The following is a 19,572-nucleotide window of genomic DNA, read 5'->3' on the forward strand; positions in this document are numbered from 1 at the left end:
GACGCAACACGCGAGGGGGCGACGGGTGATGCACGGCCGATGGGCGAACGATCCGACACCGCGGGGCAGTCGACGGCGAATCGGGCCCGCTCGGGTCTTCCCGTCCCCCGCCCGCAGGGCGGGCGTCGCGCACTGCGATGCGTGCGACCGCGAGACGGAGGGGCCTCCTCGCACCGGACGTACGCGTACGGGCCCGGCCGCACGGCAGGAAGGTCTGCCCTGTCCCGGCGGAGCCGAGAGCTCGGGGGAGGGTGCGCCGGACATCGCGGCGGCGGGAAGCCCGGACCGGGCACCGGCGGAGCGCCGGGTGCGGGCCCGTCCGGCGCCGGGTGCGCCACGGTGAGCGCGCCGGCCGGCGCCCTCGGCGCGCTCCTCTCCCGGCGGTCGACCGTCGGTGGCGCCTCCTCGCTGGTATCGCAGGTCCTGCTCGGCCTCGTCTGCGGTGGTTACGCGGTCGGGGCCGCCCTCGGCTGGGGTTCGACGGAACTTGCGCTGTTCATGGGGGATTTCGGCCTCAGCGCCGCCGCGACGGTCGCGGCCGTCTCCTGCTTCCTCTACGCGCGGGCCCGCGGTGACCGGTGCCGGCCCGCCTGGCTGCTGTTCTCGCTCTCCTCGCTCATGGCCGCCGGGGGCAACGCCGTCTGGGGCTGGTACGAGGTCCTGCTGGGGGTCCAGGTGCCCAGCCCCTCCCTCGCCGACGCCTTCTACCTCTGCTTCGCACCGCCCGCCATCGTCGGGCTGCTCGTCCTCGCCAAACGCCCCGTCACGCGGGCCGGCTGGGTCTGTCTCGCGCTGGACTCCTGGCTGATCGGCGGATCGCTCCTCACGCTCTCCTGGAGCCTCGCCCTCGCCCACACCGCGCACCTCGCGGACGCCGAGGGGGCGAGCGTGGCCCGCGCGGCGCTCTCGCTCGCCTACCCGCTGCTCGACATCGTGCTGGTCTCCATGGTGCTGGCCCTGCACTTCCGGCGGGCCAACGTCAACCGCTCCGCGGTGAACACCGCCATCGCGGCCCTCGCCCTGACGGTCCTGTCCGACGCCCTGTTCACCTCCCCGCTGCTGCGCCAGACCTACCACTCCGGCCAGTTGCTGGACGCGGGCTGGTTCGCCGGCTCCCTGCTTCTCGCGTACGCGCCCTGGGGCGCGAGCGGCGCACCGGACCACGCCTTACCGCCTCGGGACGCGCCGCGGCCGACCAGCCGGCCCATCGCGGGATCGCTGGCGGCCCTGACGCCGTACCTCGCCGGCGCCGTCTGCACGCTCGGCATCCTGTACAACGTCATCGAGGGCCGCCGAGTGGACCGCGTGGTGGTCTTCACCGGCTGCACGGTGGTGCTCGCCCTGGTCGTCCGCCAGGGCATCATGCTCGTCGACAACATCGCCCTCACCCAGGAGCTGGCCCAGAAGGAGAACCACTTCCGCTCCCTGGTGCAGGGCTCCAGCGACGTCATCATGATCGCCGCCCCCACCGGTGTCCTGCGCTACGTCAGCCCCGCCGCCGCAGGCGTGTACGGGCGCGACGCCGAAGACCTCGTCGGCGCCGAGCTCTCCTCGATCATCCACCCCGACGACCTGGGGCGGGTGGTCCACGAGGTGCGCCGGTTCCTGGCCGCCCCGCCGGCCGAGGAACCCACCACCCGGATCGAGTGCCGGTTCCGATCCGGTACGGGCGACTGGCTCAACGTCGAGTCCACGGTCAACCGCCACCAGGGCGGGCTGATCCTCAACAGCCGCGATGTGACCGAGCGGGTGCGGCTGCAGGCGCAGTTGCAGCACAACGCCGAGCACGACCCGCTCACCGACCTGCCCAACCGGGCGCTGTTCACCGAACGGGTCCGCCAGGCCCTCGGCGGCCGCCGCTCCGGCGACCCCGGCACCGCCGTGCTCTTCATCGACCTCGACGGCTTCAAGGCGGTCAACGACCGCCTCGGCCACCAGGCGGGCGACGAGCTCCTCATCCAGGCCGCCCGCCGCCTCCACGAATCCGTACGGGCCGGAGACACCGCCGCCCGCCTCGGCGGCGACGAATTCGCGGCCATCATCCTCGGCGACGGCACCCGCGAGCAGTCCGCCCGGGAATGCCAGGTCCACGAGATCGCCGACCGGCTGCGCCTCACCCTCTCCCAGCCCTACCGCGTCGGCGTCAGCGTCGGCGAGGTCCGGGTCGCCGCGTCCATCGGGGTCGCCTTCGCCGAGCCCGGCATCAGCCCCAGCGACCTCATGCGCAACGCCGACCTCGCCATGTACCGCGCCAAGGCGGGCGGCAAGGACCGGGTCGAGCTGTACGCCCCGCAGATGCAGGCCGAGGTCGTACGCCGCTCCGAGCTGGCGGCCCGGCTGCGCACCGCGCTGCGCGACGGCGAGTTCGCCCTGCTCCACCAGCCCGTCGTGCACCTCGCCAGCGGGACCGTCGCCTCCGTCGCCGCCCAGGCCCGCTGGCGCTCCGCCCAGGGCATCCTGTTCACCCCGGCCGAATTCCTCCGCGTCGCCGACGACAGCGACCGCACCGCCGAGCTCGGCCGCTGGCTCCTCGAAAAGGCCGTCGAGCAGGCCGCCGACCGGTCCAGGGCCGGGCACCCGGTCTCCGTCACGGTGCGGCTCCCCGCCCGCAGGCTCCTCGACAAGGGCATGCCGTTCAGCTCCGTCGAGGCGCTGCTCACCCGCCACAGCCTGCCCTCCGGCGCCCTGATGATCGAGGTCTCCGACAGCGACCCCCGCATCTCCTTCGACGAACTCGAACAGCGTCTCGTCGCGCTGCGCCGCCTCGGCGTCCGTATCGCGCTCGACGGCTTCGGAAGCGGCTACGCCGCGATCAACGCCCTGCGCCGGCTCCCCATCGACGTACTGAAACTGGACCGCGGCCTTGTCGAGGGAGTCGTGGAGTCCGCCCGGCTGCACAAGATCACCAGCGGCCTCCTGCGCATCGCCTGCGACCTCGGCATGCAGTCCGTCGCCGACGGGGTCGACGTACCGGAGCAGGTCCTCGCGCTGCGCGCCATGGGCTGTACGCACGGCCAGGGGATGGCCTTCTCCGGGCCGCTCGACGAGTACCGGCTGCGCCGCGCCCTGGCCCGCGGCGAGTTTCCGGTGCCCGGCAGCACCACCGCCCAGCCGGTCCTGGCAGGCGGCTCGATCCCGCTCCTCAGCGGCTCACATGCTGAGACTCCCGTCCCACCCACTTGACACCTTGCGTGCGTCGGAGAGAGGGTCATTGCCATGCGCACCCGAATTCTCGTACTTGGAAAGCGCGTCGGCTGAAGCAGAGTCCCTCGTTGAGACCCTGCAGACCACACCGACGCGCTCCCCTCGCTTGCCTCCCGGCACGAGGGGTTTTTTGTTGCACCGGCACCAGGCAAAACGTCGCAAAGTACCCGCAAGAAACCCGCAAAAACCCTCAGCTTCGAGAAGAGAATGCCGATGACCGAGCAGGCCACCGGGGCCCACCATCCCCAGCCGCGGGCCCGTAACGGCGGATCACCCGCCGCCACCGTTGAGCACGTCACGGGCGCGCAGTCACTCATCCGGTCTCTCGAGGAGGTGGGGGCCGACACGGTATTCGGCATTCCCGGCGGCGCCATCCTGCCGGCGTACGACCCGATGATGGACTCCAGCCGCGTCCGCCATGTGCTGGTCCGCCACGAGCAGGGCGCCGGACACGCCGCCACCGGGTACGCGCAGGCCACCGGCAAGGTCGGCGTCTGCATGGCCACGTCGGGCCCCGGCGCCACCAACCTGGTGACGCCGATCGCCGACGCCCACATGGACTCCGTCCCGCTCGTCGCGATCACCGGCCAGGTGGCTTCCAAGGCGATCGGAACGGACGCCTTCCAGGAAGCCGACATCTGCGGCATCACCATGCCGGTCACCAAGCACAACTTCCTGGTCACCAAGGCCGAGGACATCCCGCACACGATCGCCGAGGCCTTCCACATCGCCTCCACCGGCCGTCCGGGGCCCGTCCTCGTCGACATCGCCAAGGACGCCCTCCAGGCGCAGACCACGTTCAGCTGGCCGCCCGTCCTGGACCTGCCCGGCTACCGCCCGGTCACCAAGCCGCACGCCAAGCAGATCCGCGAAGCCGCCAGGCTGATCACGCAGGCCAGGCGCCCGGTGCTGTACGTCGGCGGCGGCGTCATCAAGGCGGGGGCCACCGCCGAACTGAAGGTCCTCGCAGAGCTCACCGGAGCGCCCGTCACCACCACACTGATGGCGCTCGGCGCATTCCCCGACAGCCACCCGCTGCACGTCGGAATGCCGGGCATGCACGGTGCGGTCACCGCCGTCACCGCGCTGCAGAAGGCCGACCTGATCGTCGCCCTCGGAGCCCGTTTCGACGACCGCGTCACCGGCAAGCTGGACAGCTTCGCCCCGTACGCCAAGATCGTCCACGCCGACATCGACCCGGCCGAGATCGGCAAGAACCGCGAGGCGGACGTGCCGATCGTGGGTGACGCCCGCGAGGTCCTGGCCGATCTGGTCCAGGCGGTCCAGGCCGAGCACACCGAGGGGCACGTCGGCGAGGCCGCCCGGACACGCTATTCGGCCTGGTGGAAGGATCTCAACCGCTGGCGCGAGACCTACCCCCTCGGCTACGACCTGCCCGAGGACGGCAGCCTCTCGCCGCAGCAGGTCATCCAGCGCATCGGCCGGCTCGCCCCCGAGGGCACGATCTTCGCGGCGGGCGTCGGCCAGCACCAGATGTGGGCCTCGCACTTCATCCAGTACGAGCAGCCCGCCACCTGGCTGAACTCCGGCGGCGCCGGAACGATGGGGTACGCGGTCCCGGCCGCGATGGGCGCCAAGGCCGGCATGCCGGACCGTACGGTCTGGGCGATCGACGGCGACGGCTGCTTCCAGATGACGAATCAGGAACTCACCACCTGCGCGCTCAACAACATCCCGATCAAGGTCGCCATCATCAACAACGGCGCGCTCGGGATGGTCCGCCAGTGGCAGACCCTGTTCTACAACCAGCGGTACTCCAACACCGTGCTGCACTCCGGTGCAGACACCGAGGGCGTCCCGGCGAAGGGCACCCGCGTCCCGGACTTCGTCAAGCTGTCCGAGGCCATGGGCTGCTACGCGATCCGCTGCGAGGACCCGGCCGACCTGGACAAGGTCATCGAAGAGGCCAACTCCGTCAACGACCGCCCCGTCGTGATCGACTTCATCGTCCACGAGGACGCCATGGTGTGGCCGATGGTCGCCGCCGGCACCTCCAACGACGAGGTCATGGCCGCCCGCGGGGTCCGCCCCGACTTCGGCGACAACGAAGACGACTGAGAGACAGAGAGAGACCGACTCCATGTCCACCAAGCACACGCTCTCCGTCCTGGTCGAGAACAAGCCCGGTGTCCTCGCCCGGATCACCGCACTGTTCTCCCGCCGCGGCTTCAACATCGACTCGCTCGCGGTCGGTACCACCGAACACCCCGACATCTCGCGCATCACCATCGTCGTCAATGTCGAGGACCTGCCGCTCGAGCAGGTGACCAAGCAGCTCAACAAGCTGGTGAACGTCCTGAAGATCGTCGAACTCGAGCCGTCCGCTGCGATCCAGCGCGAGCTCGTCCTGGTGAAGGTCCGCGCCGACAACGAGACCCGCTCCCAGATCGTCGAGATCGTCCAGCTGTTCCGCGCCAAGACCGTGGACGTCTCCCCGGAGGCCGTCACGATCGAGGCGACCGGCGGCGCCGACAAGCTGGAGGCCATGCTCAAGATGCTGGAGCAGTACGGCATCAAGGAGCTGGTCCAGTCCGGCACGATCGCCATAGGGCGCGGCGCGCGCTCGATCACCGACCGTTCGCTGCGCGCCCTCGACCGCACCGCCTAGGCACCGCCGCCTCGCCGCTCGTATGGCGAGACCCGAAAACGTATCTGACGCACCCCGCCGTACGGTGGGACGCAACACCTGCACACCAAGGAGAGACCCAGTGGCCGAGCTGTTCTACGACGACGATGCCGACCTGTCCATCATCCAGGGCCGCAAGGTCGCGGTCATCGGCTACGGCAGCCAGGGCCACGCCCACGCGCTGTCGCTGCGCGACTCGGGTGTCGACGTCCGTGTCGGTCTGCACGAGGGCTCCAAGTCCAAGGCCAAGGCCGAGGAGCAGGGCCTGCGCGTGGTGACCCCGTCCGAGGCCGCCGCCGAGGCCGACGTCATCATGATCCTGGTCCCGGACCCGATCCAGGCCCAGGTCTACGAGGAGTCCATCAAGGACAACCTCAAGGACGGCGACGCGCTGTTCTTCGGCCACGGCCTGAACATCCGCTTCGACTTCATCAAGCCGCCGGCCGGTGTCGACGTCTGCATGGTCGCCCCGAAGGGCCCAGGCCACCTGGTCCGCCGCCAGTACGAGGAGGGCCGCGGCGTTCCGTGCATCGTGGCCGTCGAGCAGGACGCCTCGGGCAACGGCCTGGCGCTCGCCCTCTCGTACGCGAAGGGCATCGGCGGCACCCGCGCCGGCGTCATCAAGACGACCTTCACCGAGGAGACCGAGACCGACCTGTTCGGTGAGCAGGCCGTCCTCTGCGGTGGCACCGCCGCCCTGGTCAAGGCCGGTTTCGAGACCCTCACCGAGGCCGGCTACCAGCCGGAGATCGCGTACTTCGAGTGCCTGCACGAGCTGAAGCTCATCGTGGACCTGATGTACGAGGGCGGCCTGGAGAAGATGCGCTGGTCCATCTCGGAGACCGCCGAGTGGGGCGACTACGTCACCGGCCCGCGGATCATCACGGACGCCACCAAGGCCGAGATGAAGAAGATCCTCGCGGAGATCCAGGACGGCACCTTCGCCAAGAACTGGATGGCCGAGTACCACAGCGGTCTGCCCAAGTACAACGAGTACAAGAAGGCGGACAGCGACCACCTCCTGGAGACCACCGGCCGCGAGCTGCGCAAGCTCATGAGCTGGGTCAACGACGAGGACGCGTAGTACCGGCGCCCCGGGGGCGGGTCCGCGGACCCGCCCCCGGGGCGTTCCCCCGCTTCACCGCTGGAAGAGGCGGCGTCGTACGTGTGTACAAGTCGTCCACCCCCATGTGGGTGATCCTTCCATCGGGGCGAAGAAAGCCTCCTGGCGCATGACTACACTGCTCCACACATACACGCGTCAGGCCCACAGTGTCGTGCGTCTTCCACGCGGCAAGCCCCTCCACCGCCTGCGGCCGTCGGGACGGCCGTCCGCACTGGACTTGTGAGGACTCACGTGAGCTCGAAACCTGTCGTACTCATCGCTGAAGAGCTGTCGCCCGCCACGGTTGACGCCCTGGGTCCGGATTTCGACATCCGGCACTGCAACGGCGCGGACCGCGCCGAGCTCCTTCCCGCGATCGCCGATGTCGACGCCATCCTGGTGCGTTCCGCCACCAAGGTCGACGCCGAGGCCGTCGCCGTCGCGAAGAAGCTGAAGGTCGTCGCCCGCGCGGGCGTCGGCCTGGACAACGTCGACGTCTCCGCCGCCACCAAGGCCGGCGTGATGGTCGTCAACGCGCCGACCTCCAACATCGTGACCGCCGCCGAGCTGGCCTGCGGCCTGCTGATCGCCACCGCGCGCAACATCCCCCAGGCCAACACCGCCCTCAAGAACGGCGAGTGGAAGCGCTCCAAGTACACCGGCGTCGAGCTGAGCGAGAAGGTCCTCGGCGTCGTCGGCCTCGGCCGCATCGGCGTCCTGGTCGCGCAGCGCATGTCGGCCTTCGGTATGAAGATCGTCGCGTACGACCCCTATGTGCAGCCCGCACGCGCGGCCCAGATGGGCGTCAAGCTCCTCACGCTGGACGAGCTGCTGGAGGTCGCAGACTTCATCACCGTGCACCTGCCCAAGACCCCCGAGACGCTCGGCCTGATCGGCGACGAGGCGCTGCACAAGGTGAAGCCCTCCGTGCGCATCGTCAACGCCGCGCGCGGCGGCATCGTCGACGAGGCGGCGCTCGCCTCCGCCCTCAAGGAGGGCCGGGTCGCCGGCGCCGGTCTCGACGTCTACACGAAGGAGCCCTGCACGGACTCCCCGCTGTTCGAGTTCGACCAGGTCGTCTGCACCCCGCACCTCGGCGCCTCCACCGACGAGGCCCAGGAGAAGGCCGGTATCGCGGTCGCCAAGTCCGTCCGGCTGGCCCTCGCCGGTGAGCTCGTGCCGGACGCGGTCAACGTCCAGGGCGGCGTGATCGCCGAGGACGTGCGTCCGGGCCTGCCGCTCGCCGAGAAGCTCGGCCGGATCTTCACCGCGCTCGCGGGCGAGGTCGCGGTCCGCCTCGATGTCGAGGTCTACGGCGAGATCACCCAGCACGACGTCAAGGTGCTCGAACTCTCCGCGCTCAAGGGCGTCTTCGAGGACGTCGTCGACGAGACCGTGTCGTATGTGAACGCCCCGCTCTTCGCGCAGGAGCGCGGTGTCGAGGTCCGCCTCACCACCAGCTCCGAGTCGCCGGACCACCGCAATGTGGTCACCGTCCGCGGCACCCTCTCGGGTGGCGAGGAGGTCTCGGTCTCCGGCACGCTGGCCGGACCCAAGCACCTCCAGAAGGTCGTGGCCGTCGGCGAGTACGACGTGGACCTGGCGCTGGCCGACCACATGGTGGTGCTGCGCTACGAGGACCGCCCCGGTGTCGTCGGCACGGTCGGCCGGATCCTCGGCGAGGCCGGTCTGAACATCGCGGGCATGCAGGTCTCGCGGACGGGCGCGGGCGGCGAGGCGCTGGTCGTCCTCACCGTCGACGACGACGTCCCGGCCTCGGTGCTCGCCGAGATCTCCTCGGAGATCGGGGCCACCTCGGCCCGCACGGTGAACCTGACCGACTGACGGCCTCGGGCCCCGCGTACCCGGCATCTAGACGTGCGTCTTACACAAACGTCTGCATGCCGGGTACGCTGCTTTCATGGGACATCGTGAGGATCTGCTCGAAGGCGCCAAGCGCTGCCTCCTGGAGAAGGGGTACGCCCGGACGACGGCACGCGACATCGTGGCCGCCTCCGGCACGAACCTCGCCTCCATCGGCTACCACTACGGCTCCAAGGAGGCCCTGCTCAACCTCGCCTTCCTCAAGGTGACGGAGGAGTGGGGCGATCTGCTCACCGAGCAGCCGGACGAGGCCGCGGACGGCGACGACGGAGCCCGGCCGCCGCTGGAGCAGTTCCGCGACACCTGGGAACGGGTGATCGACAGCTATGAGCGGACCCGGCCCGTCTGGCAGCTCCAGATGGAGGTCATCTCCCGGATCGACCAGGATCCGGAGCTGCGGAAGGCTCTCGCGGGCCCGCAGCGCGAGGGCCGCAACGGGCTCGCCGAGAACATGCTCGGCATCGATCCGGAGACCGACCCCGAGAGGGCGCGGGTGGCCGGGCTGTTCTGCCAGGCGCTGCTCGCGGGCGTGATGGTGCAGTGGCTGATGGACAGCGAATCGGCCCCGTCCGCGCAGGATCTGACGGATGGTCTGAAGGTGGTGCTGGACGGGCGCGTGAGCTAGGGACTTCCGTTTGGATCGGGCCGGGCTCGCGGGGTCCGGCACGCACGCTCGCCGCGTTGCCGTCGGTCGCCGACGCTCTGCGTCGACTCCCTCCTCCGCCTTGCGGTCGCACGCACCAGAGCCCGCTCCCTGATCCGGCCTGATCCGGCCTGATCCAAACGAAAGACCCTGGCGACCGCGGGCGTCGCGGAGGCCGTGGGCCGACCTCGCCGACGGCACATCATGGGGCCCACATGGGGTCGATGTTGGGCCCGGAGACCCATGACGCGGACGGCGCCCCGACCCTAGGGTGAGTGACTGTCATGTCACTCACTGACACCGGGGGTCGGGGCACGTATGTCTGCTATCGGTGGCATACCGGTTCCGGGGGGTCCGGCGCCGGCAGGTGCGCGGCGGCGAGAGCTTCCGCGTCCGCTCAACACGGTGCGGGTGCTGCTCCTCGTACTGTTCGGCGCGACGGTCCTGGGCGCGCTCGGCCTCTTCGGCTCGGCGCTCGCGGTGGACGCCATGGGCGCCGAAGTCATCGGCATCCTGCTGTACGCCTCCCTGCCGGGAGTCCTCGGCCTGCTGCTGGCGCGGCACGTGCGGACCGGTGGCAGGCGGGTCTGGTGGGGGCTGGTCGCCGTCCAGGTGTGGCTGGTCCTCGGCGGCGTGGCCAACATCGGGGACGGGTCGGCACACGGCTTCACGCAGCTGCTGCTGCCGGTCCTGATCCTGGTGTTCCTCACCCGGTCGCAGAGCCGGGCGTGGTTCCTGCTGCCCCCGGGCGAACGGGGCGAGCGGCCGAAGTTCTCGCTTCCGCACATGATCACCTGGCGCCGGGACCGGGGGCAGACGGCCCTGGAGTACCTGGGCCTGGTGCTGATCGTGGTCGCGCTGATCGCGGCCATGGCACTGAGCGGCCTCGGCGGTCGGATCACCGCGCAACTCCAGTCGGCGGTCTGCTCGCTGAGCGGCTACTCGTGCCCCGCGTCCGGCGACGGCCCGGGACAGGTCGAGGCGGGCCATGGCCAGAACGGCGGCGCCACGAGCGGGGGAGCCGACGGTGGAGCGGCCGGGGGAGGCGCCGCGGGCGCGGACGCCGGCTCGACGGTCACGGGCGGTACCGGCTCGAAGGGCGGTACGAACGGCGGCCCGGCCGGCAGTGACGCGACCGGCGGGAACACGGCCGGTGGGAACGCCAACGGTGGCAACGCGAACGGTGGCAACGCGAACGGTGGCAACGCCAACGGCGGGAACACCAACGGCGGCGACGCCACCGGGGGCCCCTCCGGCGGTGCGGGCGCCAGCGGCGGTACCGGAGGCCCCGACGACGGCCGTCCGGGCAGCGGGGTGGACACCTATCCCGAGAACGGCGAGGAGCCCGAGGCCGACTACGACGTCCCCGCGTCCGACAAGGACGACAGCGGGAACAGCGACGGCGGCAGCAAGACCGAGGAAGAGGACTGCGGCGGCTGGGGCTTCTTCGGCTGCGCCTGGGACCGCACGACCCAGGTCGTCAAGGGGGTCGCGGTCGACGGGATCTGGGGCGACCTCACCGGGATCGTCGACCTGTTCAAGCCCGAGACGTGGTCCGGCATCGCGGACTACGGCAAGCAGCTCGGCAATCAGTGGATGCAGGACTCCAAGGACGCCGGTGACAAGTGGAACGACGGCGACTACCTCGGCGCCGTCTGGGACTGGGGCAAGGCGTCGGTCAACACCGTGGCGAAGGTCGGCGACGACGTCATCGTCGGCGACGACGTCCGCGACCGCTGGAACAACGGCGAGAAGACCCGTGCCGTCACCGACGTCGTCTGGAACATCGGTTCCTTCTTCATCCCCGGCTACGACGTGGCGAAGGTCGTCGGCAAGGTCGGCGAGTTCGGCAAGCTGGGCAAGGTCGCCGAGAAGGTGGCGGAGGCCGCGGGGGACGCGGGCGCCGCGGCCCGCCGCGCCCGCAAGGCCGCCGAGCTCGGTGACCTCAACGGAGTCCGCAAGGCCGCCAAGGAGGCCGACGACGCCGCGGACGCGGCGGAGGACGCGGCGCGCCGGACCGGCTGTGTCATCGCTTCCGGGCCGCTCCTGGTGCGTCACGGCGGCGAAACCGTTGCCGGAGTCGGCGGTTCCGGTACCGGGGTGCTGGCCTCCGGCTCGGTCGGCCGGGTGGTCCTCGCGGACGGCGGGTGCGACGAGGCGGCCAAGGCCAAGGCCGCGGAGGCACGCGCCCAGGAGCGGGCGGCCCACCTGGAGCAGAAGCGTCTGGAGGAGCCGGAGCGTGCCCGCAAGGCCGAACTGGACAAGAAGCAGTACCCGGAGCCGACGCGCAACGACACCTCCGACCCGCGCAACTACAACTCGCCGTCCTGGGCCAAGGACCTGAAGGACCGCACCCTCGGCGACGCGGACCTGGGCGACGGCTACTGGGCGAGCCGCGACCGCAACCCCGCACCCAACTGGAAGAACGAGTCCTGGCTGCGGTACCAGGAGCAGGTCACCGGCACCAACCGGGGGCAGGAGTACGTCGTACCGCACCCCAAGGAGGGCAAGCCGGCCGTGGAGTACGACGGCTGGGATTCGAGCAGGCAGACCTTCCTGGAAGCCAAGAACGGTTACCGAAGCTATCTGTCCCAGACCGAACAGGGCGCTCTCACCAAGTCCGGCAAGGACAAGTTCATTGCCGAGGCGACGGCCCAGGTGGAGGCGTCCGGCGGCCGGGCGGTGGAGTGGCACTTCTCCGACCCCGAGGTGGCCAAGGCGGCCCGCCAGGCGTTCCGGGACGAGCAGCTGCCGATCAAGGTCGTCTACAGCAAGCCGAAGGTGAACGACAGCACCAGGAAACCGGGTGCCTTCGACGAGTAGCCTGCACGCGGTGGTGCCCGGGCCGCGTCCGGGCGCCACGCCCGACGGACGAAGCTCGACGGAGGAAAGTGCATGCGACGTGTGGTGCGGGGCTTCTGGGGCCCCCGGCCGGAGCCGGCCGAAGCGCTCGCCGGACGCTGGAAGCGGACGCTGGACGGGCTCACGGAACTGCTGCCCGAAGCGGCGCCGACGGGCGGCGCGGCCGGAGCCGGCGCCTGGCAGCAGGTCCACGGCTCCGGCCCGGCGACCGGCCTGGCGGCGGACGAGGGGGCACTGCTCGACGCTCTGCGGGAGGCGCAGACGGCCCAGGACTGGTCCGACCTCACCGGCACGGCGCTGCGGCTGGTCCACACGGGTGGGCCCGGCTGGCAGACCGAGATCAGCGGACTGGCCGGGGGCGCCCCGGAGTTCCTGCTCCAGTCGCTCGTGGTGACGCTCCACGCGCCGGACGGGGCCGAGGTCCCGGAGGCAGGGATCCTCGCCGTCCTCGCCCGGGTGTGGGAGCCGGACTTCGGCGATGTGAGCGACAACGACGTGCTCGACGCGCTGGAGGACGACGCCGGATTCTCCGTCGGGGATCCCGTGGTGGGCCGGGCCGGATACCTCTCCCCGCGGCGTGCGGCCCTCGTCCCGGACAGCCTGAAGGCGGCCCGTGAGGAACTGCCCGGCGGCGGCGTCCTCCTGCGCATCGCGGACCCCGGGGCGAGCGAAGAGGTGGTGACGGCCTACGAGCGGCTCCGCGAGGTCGGCGCGCTCGATCCGCTGCCCCGTCCGATGGACCGGGCCGTTCTGTGAGCTCCCGTGCCGGGGAGCCCTTCACCACGGCCCGCGCGCTGGCGGACGTCGAGGCGCTGCTGGCGGGCCCCGTACCGGCGACCGGGCCCACCGCGGCCGAGGGAGATCCGGAGACGGGGGAGTGGACCGCGACCGGCGGCGAGGGCTTCCGCGTCGTCCCGCTCTGGGAGGGCGACCCGCTGACCGGGGTGTACGCCCCCGACTGGAACGACGCGGAGGAGGCGGCCGAGGCCCATCTCGCTGCCCTCGCCGGGGAACTGGACCGCAGATGGGGCCCGCACCGTGCGGTGCCGCTGCACCTTCCGCTGCTGCGGCGGCAGGAGGGTGCTCCCGTCGAGCCGCTGTTCGGCGCGCTGTTCGACCAGGACCTCCTTGGCGACCTGTCCGTCTGGGGCCCGGTGGGCGCCACCGGGCGCTGGGTCGGCGTGAGCGTGGGCCACAGCGACGGCGACGCGCCGCTGGTGCTGGCGGCCCTCGTCAGCGACCGGCCGGTCACCGCTCCGGACGAGCGGTGAAAGCCGCCCCGCCGGCGGCCGCGTCCGGCTCGCCCCGGACCCCGTCACGGCGGGGGCGCGGGGTCAGAGCCGCGCGCTCTTGAGCGCCATGTGCAGCAGCAGCCGGTCCTCGCCGTCGTTCAAGTCGAGGCCGGTGAGCTGCTGGACCCGGGAGAGCCGGTAGTAGAGCGTCTGGCGGTGGATGCCGAGTGCGGCGGCCGTCCGGGACGCCTGGCCCGCGCAGTCGAGGAACACTTCGGCGGTGCGGGCCAGATCCTTGTGCGGCGGGGTGAGCAGGGCGTGCACCGCGCGGTCCGCGGCCACTTCCGCGGGGAGCGCGGTCAGCAGCCGGTACGGGCCGATCGCCGACCACTCGGCGACCGGACCGAAGCGGGACTCGGCCGACGCCGCACGGGCGGCGGCCGATGCCTCGTGCCAGGCCGCGGCCAGCTCCGCCAGACCGCGGCGGGGCACCGCGACCCCGGCCGTGGCGCCCCGGCCCGCCGCGGAACGCAGCCGGTCGGCGGCGGTCAGCGCCGGGTCGAGGACATCGGTGGAGCGCAGCCGGACCAGTGCGGCCAGCGAAGCGGTCCCGGCGGCCCCCGGGGCCGGCACCGAGGTCAGTGCCGCCGCCGACGACACCGTACGGACCGACGGCGGATCGTCGGTCCACGGCGTCACGCACACCAGCGTGTGCAGCCCCTCCGCGTCCCGGCCCAGCGCCTCGTGCAGCGCGGCCACCGCCATGTCGTGCTGCCAGCCCCGTCCGGCGGTGAGGACCGCACCGAACTCCCGGGACAGATCCGTGCCGGCCCGCGCCTCGTCGGAGAGCAGCCCCCCGATCCGGGCCGCCACCTCCATCGCCGCGTTCAGCTGTTCTCCGGTCGGCCCGGGATCCGCGTCGAGCAGCCATACGTAACCGAGCACCACACCCCGATGGCGTACCGGCAGGCAGATCCGGCCCCGGAACACCCCGGCCTCCGGGGCGGCCGGAATGCGGACCGGGCCGGTCGCGCGGGCGATGCCGAAGTCCTCGAACCAGGCGCGGACGGCGGGCGTGGAGCGCCTGGTCAGGATCGAGCGGGTGCGGACCGGGTCCATCGCCGTGTCGTCGTCGCTGTCGTGGGCGCCGAAGGCGACCAGGCCGAAATCCCGGTTCTCCAGCGTCGCGGGGGCGCCGAGCAGCCCCGAGATCTCGTCGACCAGCTCCTGGTAATCGCCCTTCACCCGAACATTCTCGCACCCGCTTCAGACATATGTCTGAGATCCCGGGAACGGATGCGTGACAGCTGTCGATGGCACACGATCGGAGGGATCCTTAGATTTCACGGTGGTTCTCCGTGCTGTACCGCTTTGTTCCCCCTCTGCCGGTACGGCCTTCGTTCGTACTTTCCGTGGAGGTGCCCCGTGCTGGGTCCCGTGATTCTCGCCGCGTCCCGCAGCGACAAGATGCGCCGCTTCATATCGGCCGCACCTGGCACCAAGCAGGTCGTCGACCGGTTCATCGCCGGTGAGACCGTCGACCAGGTCGTCCCGATCATCGAGGACGCCGCCGGAAAGGGCCTCGAAGTCACCCTCGACGTGGTGGGCGAGGACATCACCACCCCCGAGCAGGCCGCCGCCGCCCGCGACGCCTATCTGGAACTGGTCGAGCGCCTCAAGGACCTCGGTCTGGGCACCAGGGCCGAGATGTCCGTCAAGCTGTCGATGTTCGGCCAGGCGCTGGACGGGGGCCACGAGCTGGCACTCGCCAACGTCCGCCCGGTCGTCGAGGCCGCCGCCGAGATCGGTACCACGGTCACGCTGGACGCCGAGGACCACACCACCCTCGACTCGATGTTCGCCATCCACGAGGAGCTGCGGAAGGACTTCCCGCAGACCGGCTGTGTGATCCAGGCGTACCTGTTCCGCACCGAGGAGGACGCCCGCCGCCTGGCCGCCGCCGGCAGCCGCGTCCGCATCGTGAAGGGCGCCTACAAGGAGCCCGCCTCCGTCGCATACCAGGACAAGGCCGAGATCGACAAGGCGTACGTCCGCATCCTGAAGACCCTGATGGAGGGCGAGGGCTACCCGATGATCGGGTCGCACGACCCCCGCCTGATCGCCATCGCCCAGGAGCTGGCCCGCAAGGCCGGGCGCAAGCTGGACGAGTACGAGTTCCAGATGCTGTACGGCATCCGCAGCGACGAGCACATCCGGCTCGCGGCCGAGGGCCACCGGATGCGCGTCTACACCGCGTACGGCACCGACTGGTACGGCTACTTCATGCGCCGCCTCGCGGAGAAGCCGGCGAACCTGCTCTTCTTCGGCCGCTCCATCCTCACCAAGGGCTGACCTGCCCGGCTGACCCCCACCCCCCGACACAAGGAGACAAGGCACTCATGGACGCTGTGACCCAGGTCCCCGCGCCGGTCAACGAGCCGGTGCACTCCTACGCCCCGGGCTCCCCGGAGCGCGCCCGCCTGGAGGTGAAGCTCAAGGAGCTCGCCGAGAACCCGATCGACCTTCCGATGACCATCGGTGGCGAGAAGCGGATGGGCGGCGGCGAGCGCTTCGACGTCGTACAGCCGCACAACCACAAGGCCGTCATCGGCACCTTCGCCAACGCCACGCAGAAGGACGCGCAGGACGCCGTCGACGCCGCGCTGGCCGCCGCCCCGGCCTGGCGCGCGATGTCCTTCGACGACCGCGCCGCGATCATCCTGCGCGCCGCCGAGCTCCTGTCCGGCCCCTGGCGCGAGACGCTGGCCGCGTCCACGATGCTCGGCCAGTCGAAGACCGCCCAGCAGGCCGAGATCGACACCCCCTGCGAGCTCGTCGACTTCTGGCGCTTCAACGTGCACTACGCGCGCCAGATCCTGGCCGAGCAGCCCCCGGCCAACTCGCCGGGCGTGTGGAACCGCATGGACCACCGCCCGCTGGAGGGCTTCGTCTACGCGATCACGCCGTTCAACTTCACGGCGATCGCGGGCAACCTGCCCACCGCCCCCGCCCTCATGGGCAACGTCGTGGTGTGGAAGCCGTCCCCGACGCAGACCCACGCCGCCGTGCTGCTGATGCGGCTCCTGGAAGAGGCCGGTCTGCCCAAGGGCGTCATCAACCTGGTGACGGGCGACGGCATCGCCGTCTCCGAGGTGGCCCTGAACCACCGCGACCTGGCCGGTATCCACTTCACCGGCTCGACCCCCACCTTCCAGCACCTGTGGAAGACGGTCGGCAACAACATCGCCAACTACCGCACCTACCCGCGGCTCGTCGGCGAGACCGGCGGCAAGGACTTCGTCGTCGCCCACCCGTCGGCCGACCACGCCATCCTGAAGACCGCGCTGACCCGTGGCTCCTTCGAGTTCCAGGGCCAGAAGTGCTCGGCCTCCTCCCGCGCGTACGTCCCGGCCTCCATCTGGAACTCCGGTTTCAAGGAGAAGTTCGCGGCCGAGGTCGACTCCATCACCATGGGTGACGTCACCGACCTGTCGAACTTCATCGGCGCCGTCATCGACGAGCGCGCGTTCGCCAAGAACAAGGCCGCGATCGACCGTGCCCAGGCCGACCCGTCCTGCACGATCGTCGCGGGCGGCACGTACGACGACTCGGTGGGCTACTTCGTCCGGCCGACCGTCATCGAGTGCAGCGACCCCTCGAACGAGGTCTTCACGACCGAGTACTTCGGCCCGATCCTCGCCGTGCACGTCTACGAGGACGACACGTACGACGAGATGCTGGAGCAGATGGAGTCGGTCTCCGACTACGCGCTGACCGGTTCCGTCATCGCGGGCGACCGTGCCGCGGCCGCGCACACGATGGAGAAGCTGCGGTACGCCGCGGGCAACTTCTACATCAACGACAAGTCGACCGGTGCCGTCGTCGGCCAGCAGCCCTTCGGCGGCGGCCGTGCCTCGGGTACGAACGACAAGGCGGGCGCCCCGCAGAACCTGCAGCGCTGGACCCTGACCCGGGCCATCAAGGAGACGCTGGTTCCGCCGACCGACTACACCTACCCCCACCAGGGCTGACACCCCCCGGGGCGCCACACCCCGGCGCCCCGCCACGATTCCCGCCTCCCGCCCGGTTCCCCTGCCGGCCGGGAGGCGGTTTCCATGTCCGGGACCGGTCCGTCCCGGGCTCAGATCTCCACGAGCACCTGGTCCAGCGACTTCCGTACCAGGTCCGGTACGTGGCAGTCGTCGGCCGGATAGCCGACCGGGATCACCGCGAACGCCTTCTCGTTCTCCGGGCGGTCCAGTACCTCGCGCAGGAACCGCATCGGGCTCGGTGTGTGGATCAGCGCCGCCAGACCCGACAGGTGCAGGGCCGAGAGCAGCATCCCGACGGCGATCCCGACCGACTCGTCGACGTAGTAGTGCTTGTGCCTGGTGCCGTCCTCGCCCACCCAGTACCGCTGCTGGAACACCACGACGAGGGCCGGGGCATCCGTCATGTGGGACTTGACGGCATCCGTGCCCAGCGGGCGCAGTGCCGCCAGCCACTCCTCGCCGAGCCTGCCGTCGTAGCTGATCTTCTCCTCGTGCTCGGCCGCTTCCCGGATGCGCCGCCGTACCTCCGGGTCCTTGACCAGGACGAAGGTCCACGGCTGCTGATGCGCGCCGGACGGGGCGGTCGCGGCGCAGGCGATGGCATCCTTCACGACCTGCTCCGGTACGGGATCCGCCGAGAACCGGCGTACGGTTCTGCGCTCGGCCATCCGCCGGCTCAGCTGTGCGGAACGGGCGAGGGACTCCTCGGCCGGGGTCCGCCCGGGGCGGTAGGGGACCGGCCGGTACGGCTCGCCATGGGTGGGCGTCCACTGCGGGGGTGTGGCTGCGGTGTCAGGCATGTCGGCAGTGTGGCGGCGGCAGCAGGTCCGGACCAGAGGGCGGTCGGACAGAACCGGCGCGCACACATCGGCCGGTGTCCGGTCCGTGTACCGGGGCTTCCGGGCATAGAAGCCGTCATTGGCCCAACTCGCGTGCGGCGCGCAGGACTTCGACATGTGGCAGGTGCGCGCACGGTGTCTGGTGGGCGCGGGGTCTGGGAGGCTGGAGTGCATGACTGAGCCGATCCTGCACACCGAGCACACCTACCGGCTGGCCCCGGCCGCCCTCGACGAGATCCGCGCCCTCCTGGACACCGCCTTCGAGGGCGACTTCAGCGACGACGACTGGGACCACGGCCTCGGCGGCGTCCACGCGTATGTGCGGGACGGCAGCGGGCTCCTGGCGCACGGCAGCGTCGTCCAGCGCCGGGTGGTCCACGAGGGCCGCTCGTACCGGATCGGCTACGTGGAGGCCGTGGCCGTCCGCGCCGACCGCCGCCGGGAGGGGCTCGGCGGGCGGGTGATGGCCGCGCTGGAGCAGGTGGTCGACGGGGCCTACGCCTTCGGGGCCCTGTCCGCCTCGGATGTCGGAGCCGCGATGTACGCCGGGCGCGGCTGGCAGGTGTGGCCGGGGCGGATCGCCGTCCAGGGACCGGGCGGGGTGGAGCGGCTGCCGGACGAGGAGGGCAGCACCTATGTCCGCGGTGCGGCCGGCCGCGCGCTGCCGCCCGCCTCCGGGGCGCTGGTCTTCGACTGGCGGGACGGGGACGTGCTCTGACCGGAGCCCGTCGGCCGGGGCGGACGGGATCCGGGGCCCGTCCGGCCGATCAGGGGCGGACCGCTCGGCCGAGGACGACGGAGCGGTGCTCTCGGTGGTGTCCCGGGGTCTCGGCATGGCGATCATGCCGGAGCCCTCACTCGGAGGAGCACCGGACGTGGTCGGGATCACCCCTCTCGGGCCCGAGCGCCCGACGCGTTCGATCGGCTACGTCACCACCCCTGAGCAGGCACGATCGCTCGCCGTTCGGGCCCTGATCCGGGAACCGGGGGCGGGCGGCCGTAAACCTCCGTCTCAGATAGTAGGAAGTCCGAGTAATTGTGGAGACAGACCGGCCGAGCTGTCCTAGCTTTGTAGGAGCCGAACGTCTCGCTAGATCCAGCGAC

General features: G+C 71.1%; 14 protein-coding genes and 1 pseudogene. 13 read left to right on the forward strand and 2 right to left on the reverse strand.

Features of this window, described 5'->3' with window-relative positions; translation table 11 throughout:
• The first annotated feature begins 339 nt into the window (after positions 1-339).
• The 9 genes from ACFVT1_RS29250 to ACFVT1_RS29290 all read left to right on the forward strand — a co-directional run bounded on the left by ACFVT1_RS29250 (position 340) and on the right by ACFVT1_RS29290 (position 13,616).
• The gene (locus tag ACFVT1_RS29250; RefSeq protein ID WP_389800690.1) at positions 340-3,183 is read left to right on the forward strand and encodes a putative bifunctional diguanylate cyclase/phosphodiesterase; all 2,844 of its coding nucleotides are present in this window, start codon (positions 340-342) and stop codon (positions 3,181-3,183) included.
• Positions 3,184-3,411: 228 nt separating this feature from the next.
• Entirely contained in the window at positions 3,412-5,283 is a 1,872-nt protein-coding gene (locus ACFVT1_RS29255; RefSeq protein ID WP_389800692.1) for an acetolactate synthase large subunit, read from the forward strand.
• A 22-nt stretch (positions 5,284-5,305) separates the two neighbouring features.
• The gene (ilvN, locus tag ACFVT1_RS29260) at positions 5,306-5,833 is read left to right on the forward strand and encodes an acetolactate synthase small subunit (RefSeq protein WP_018553223.1); all 528 of its coding nucleotides are present in this window, start codon (positions 5,306-5,308) and stop codon (positions 5,831-5,833) included.
• Between the two features lie 100 nt (positions 5,834-5,933).
• Positions 5,934-6,935 carry a ketol-acid reductoisomerase gene (gene ilvC, locus ACFVT1_RS29265; RefSeq protein ID WP_389800694.1) on the forward strand — a complete coding sequence of 334 codons (1,002 nt, stop codon included), beginning with the start codon at positions 5,934-5,936 and terminating at the stop codon, positions 6,933-6,935.
• Positions 6,936-7,208: 273 nt separating this feature from the next.
• Positions 7,209-8,801, forward strand: a complete 1,593-nt coding sequence (gene serA, locus ACFVT1_RS29270) for a phosphoglycerate dehydrogenase (RefSeq protein WP_389800696.1) — start codon at positions 7,209-7,211, stop codon at positions 8,799-8,801.
• Between the two features lie 76 nt (positions 8,802-8,877).
• The gene (locus ACFVT1_RS29275) at positions 8,878-9,465 is read left to right on the forward strand and encodes a TetR/AcrR family transcriptional regulator (protein WP_389800698.1); all 588 of its coding nucleotides are present in this window, start codon (positions 8,878-8,880) and stop codon (positions 9,463-9,465) included.
• A 336-nt stretch (positions 9,466-9,801) separates the two neighbouring features.
• Positions 9,802-12,306 (forward strand): Tox-REase-5 domain-containing protein, encoded by a 2,505-nt coding sequence (locus ACFVT1_RS29280; RefSeq protein WP_389800700.1) that lies wholly within the window; start codon positions 9,802-9,804, stop codon positions 12,304-12,306.
• Positions 12,307-12,378: 72 nt separating this feature from the next.
• A complete protein-coding gene (locus ACFVT1_RS29285; RefSeq protein WP_389800701.1) occupies positions 12,379-13,101 on the forward strand; it encodes a hypothetical protein in 723 nt (240 codons plus the stop codon).
• Positions 13,098-13,616, forward strand: a complete 519-nt coding sequence (locus tag ACFVT1_RS29290) for a hypothetical protein (RefSeq protein ID WP_389800703.1) — start codon at positions 13,098-13,100, stop codon at positions 13,614-13,616. Before ACFVT1_RS29285 ends, ACFVT1_RS29290 begins: the two co-directional genes overlap by 4 nt.
• A 63-nt stretch (positions 13,617-13,679) precedes the next feature.
• Here the strand turns inward: ACFVT1_RS29290 and ACFVT1_RS29295 are convergent, their stop codons facing one another.
• Positions 13,680-14,822 (reverse strand): PucR family transcriptional regulator, encoded by a 1,143-nt coding sequence (locus ACFVT1_RS29295; protein ID WP_389800705.1) that lies wholly within the window; start codon positions 14,820-14,822, stop codon positions 13,680-13,682.
• 180 nt (positions 14,823-15,002) lie between these two features.
• Here ACFVT1_RS29295 and ACFVT1_RS29300 point away from each other — a divergent pair, with 180 nt between their 5' ends.
• On the forward strand, positions 15,003-15,929 hold the full coding sequence (locus ACFVT1_RS29300) for a proline dehydrogenase family protein (protein ID WP_389800707.1): 927 nt from the start codon (positions 15,003-15,005) through the stop codon (positions 15,927-15,929).
• Between the two features lie 47 nt (positions 15,930-15,976).
• Positions 15,977-17,608: an L-glutamate gamma-semialdehyde dehydrogenase gene (pruA, locus tag ACFVT1_RS29305; RefSeq protein ID WP_389800709.1), complete on the forward strand. Its 1,632-nt coding sequence runs from the start codon at positions 15,977-15,979 to the stop codon at positions 17,606-17,608.
• Between the two features lie 110 nt (positions 17,609-17,718).
• Here pruA and ACFVT1_RS29310 read toward each other — a convergent pair whose 3' ends face one another.
• Entirely contained in the window at positions 17,719-18,429 is a 711-nt protein-coding gene (locus ACFVT1_RS29310; RefSeq protein ID WP_389800711.1) for a nitroreductase family protein, read from the reverse strand.
• A 211-nt stretch (positions 18,430-18,640) separates the two neighbouring features.
• On the opposite strand from ACFVT1_RS29310, the gene ACFVT1_RS29315 reads away from it, so the two are divergent.
• Entirely contained in the window at positions 18,641-19,186 is a 546-nt protein-coding gene (locus ACFVT1_RS29315; protein WP_389800713.1) for a GNAT family N-acetyltransferase, read from the forward strand.
• A gap of 67 nt (positions 19,187-19,253) precedes the next feature.
• Positions 19,254-19,535, forward strand: a pseudogene (locus ACFVT1_RS29320) (hypothetical protein); the annotation flags it as partial.
• Between the last annotated feature and the right edge of the window lie 37 nt (positions 19,536-19,572).

Origin of the sequence: Streptomyces sp. NPDC057963 (assembly GCF_042887155.1) — a bacterium.
GTDB lineage: Bacteria > Actinomycetota > Actinomycetes > Streptomycetales > Streptomycetaceae > Streptomyces.

What these genes read in the sequence shown, in the direction of transcription:
- ilvN (WP_018553223.1), top strand. Translation starts at nt 5,306, where the DNA reads ATGTCCACCAAGCACACGCTCTCCGTCCTGGTCGAGAACAAGCCCGGT.
- ACFVT1_RS29285 (WP_389800701.1), top strand. Translation starts at nt 12,379, where the DNA reads ATGCGACGTGTGGTGCGGGGCTTCTGGGGCCCCCGGCCGGAGCCGGCC.
- ACFVT1_RS29275 (WP_389800698.1), top strand. Translation starts at nt 8,878, where the DNA reads ATGGGACATCGTGAGGATCTGCTCGAAGGCGCCAAGCGCTGCCTCCTG.
- ACFVT1_RS29280 (WP_389800700.1), top strand. Translation starts at nt 9,802, where the DNA reads ATGTCTGCTATCGGTGGCATACCGGTTCCGGGGGGTCCGGCGCCGGCA.
- ACFVT1_RS29315 (WP_389800713.1), top strand. Translation starts at nt 18,641, where the DNA reads ATGACTGAGCCGATCCTGCACACCGAGCACACCTACCGGCTGGCCCCG.
- pruA (WP_389800709.1), top strand. Translation starts at nt 15,977, where the DNA reads ATGGACGCTGTGACCCAGGTCCCCGCGCCGGTCAACGAGCCGGTGCAC.
- ACFVT1_RS29310 (WP_389800711.1), bottom strand. Translation starts at nt 18,429, where the DNA reads ATGCCTGACACCGCAGCCACACCCCCGCAGTGGACGCCCACCCATGGC.
- ACFVT1_RS29255 (WP_389800692.1), top strand. Translation starts at nt 3,412, where the DNA reads ATGCCGATGACCGAGCAGGCCACCGGGGCCCACCATCCCCAGCCGCGG.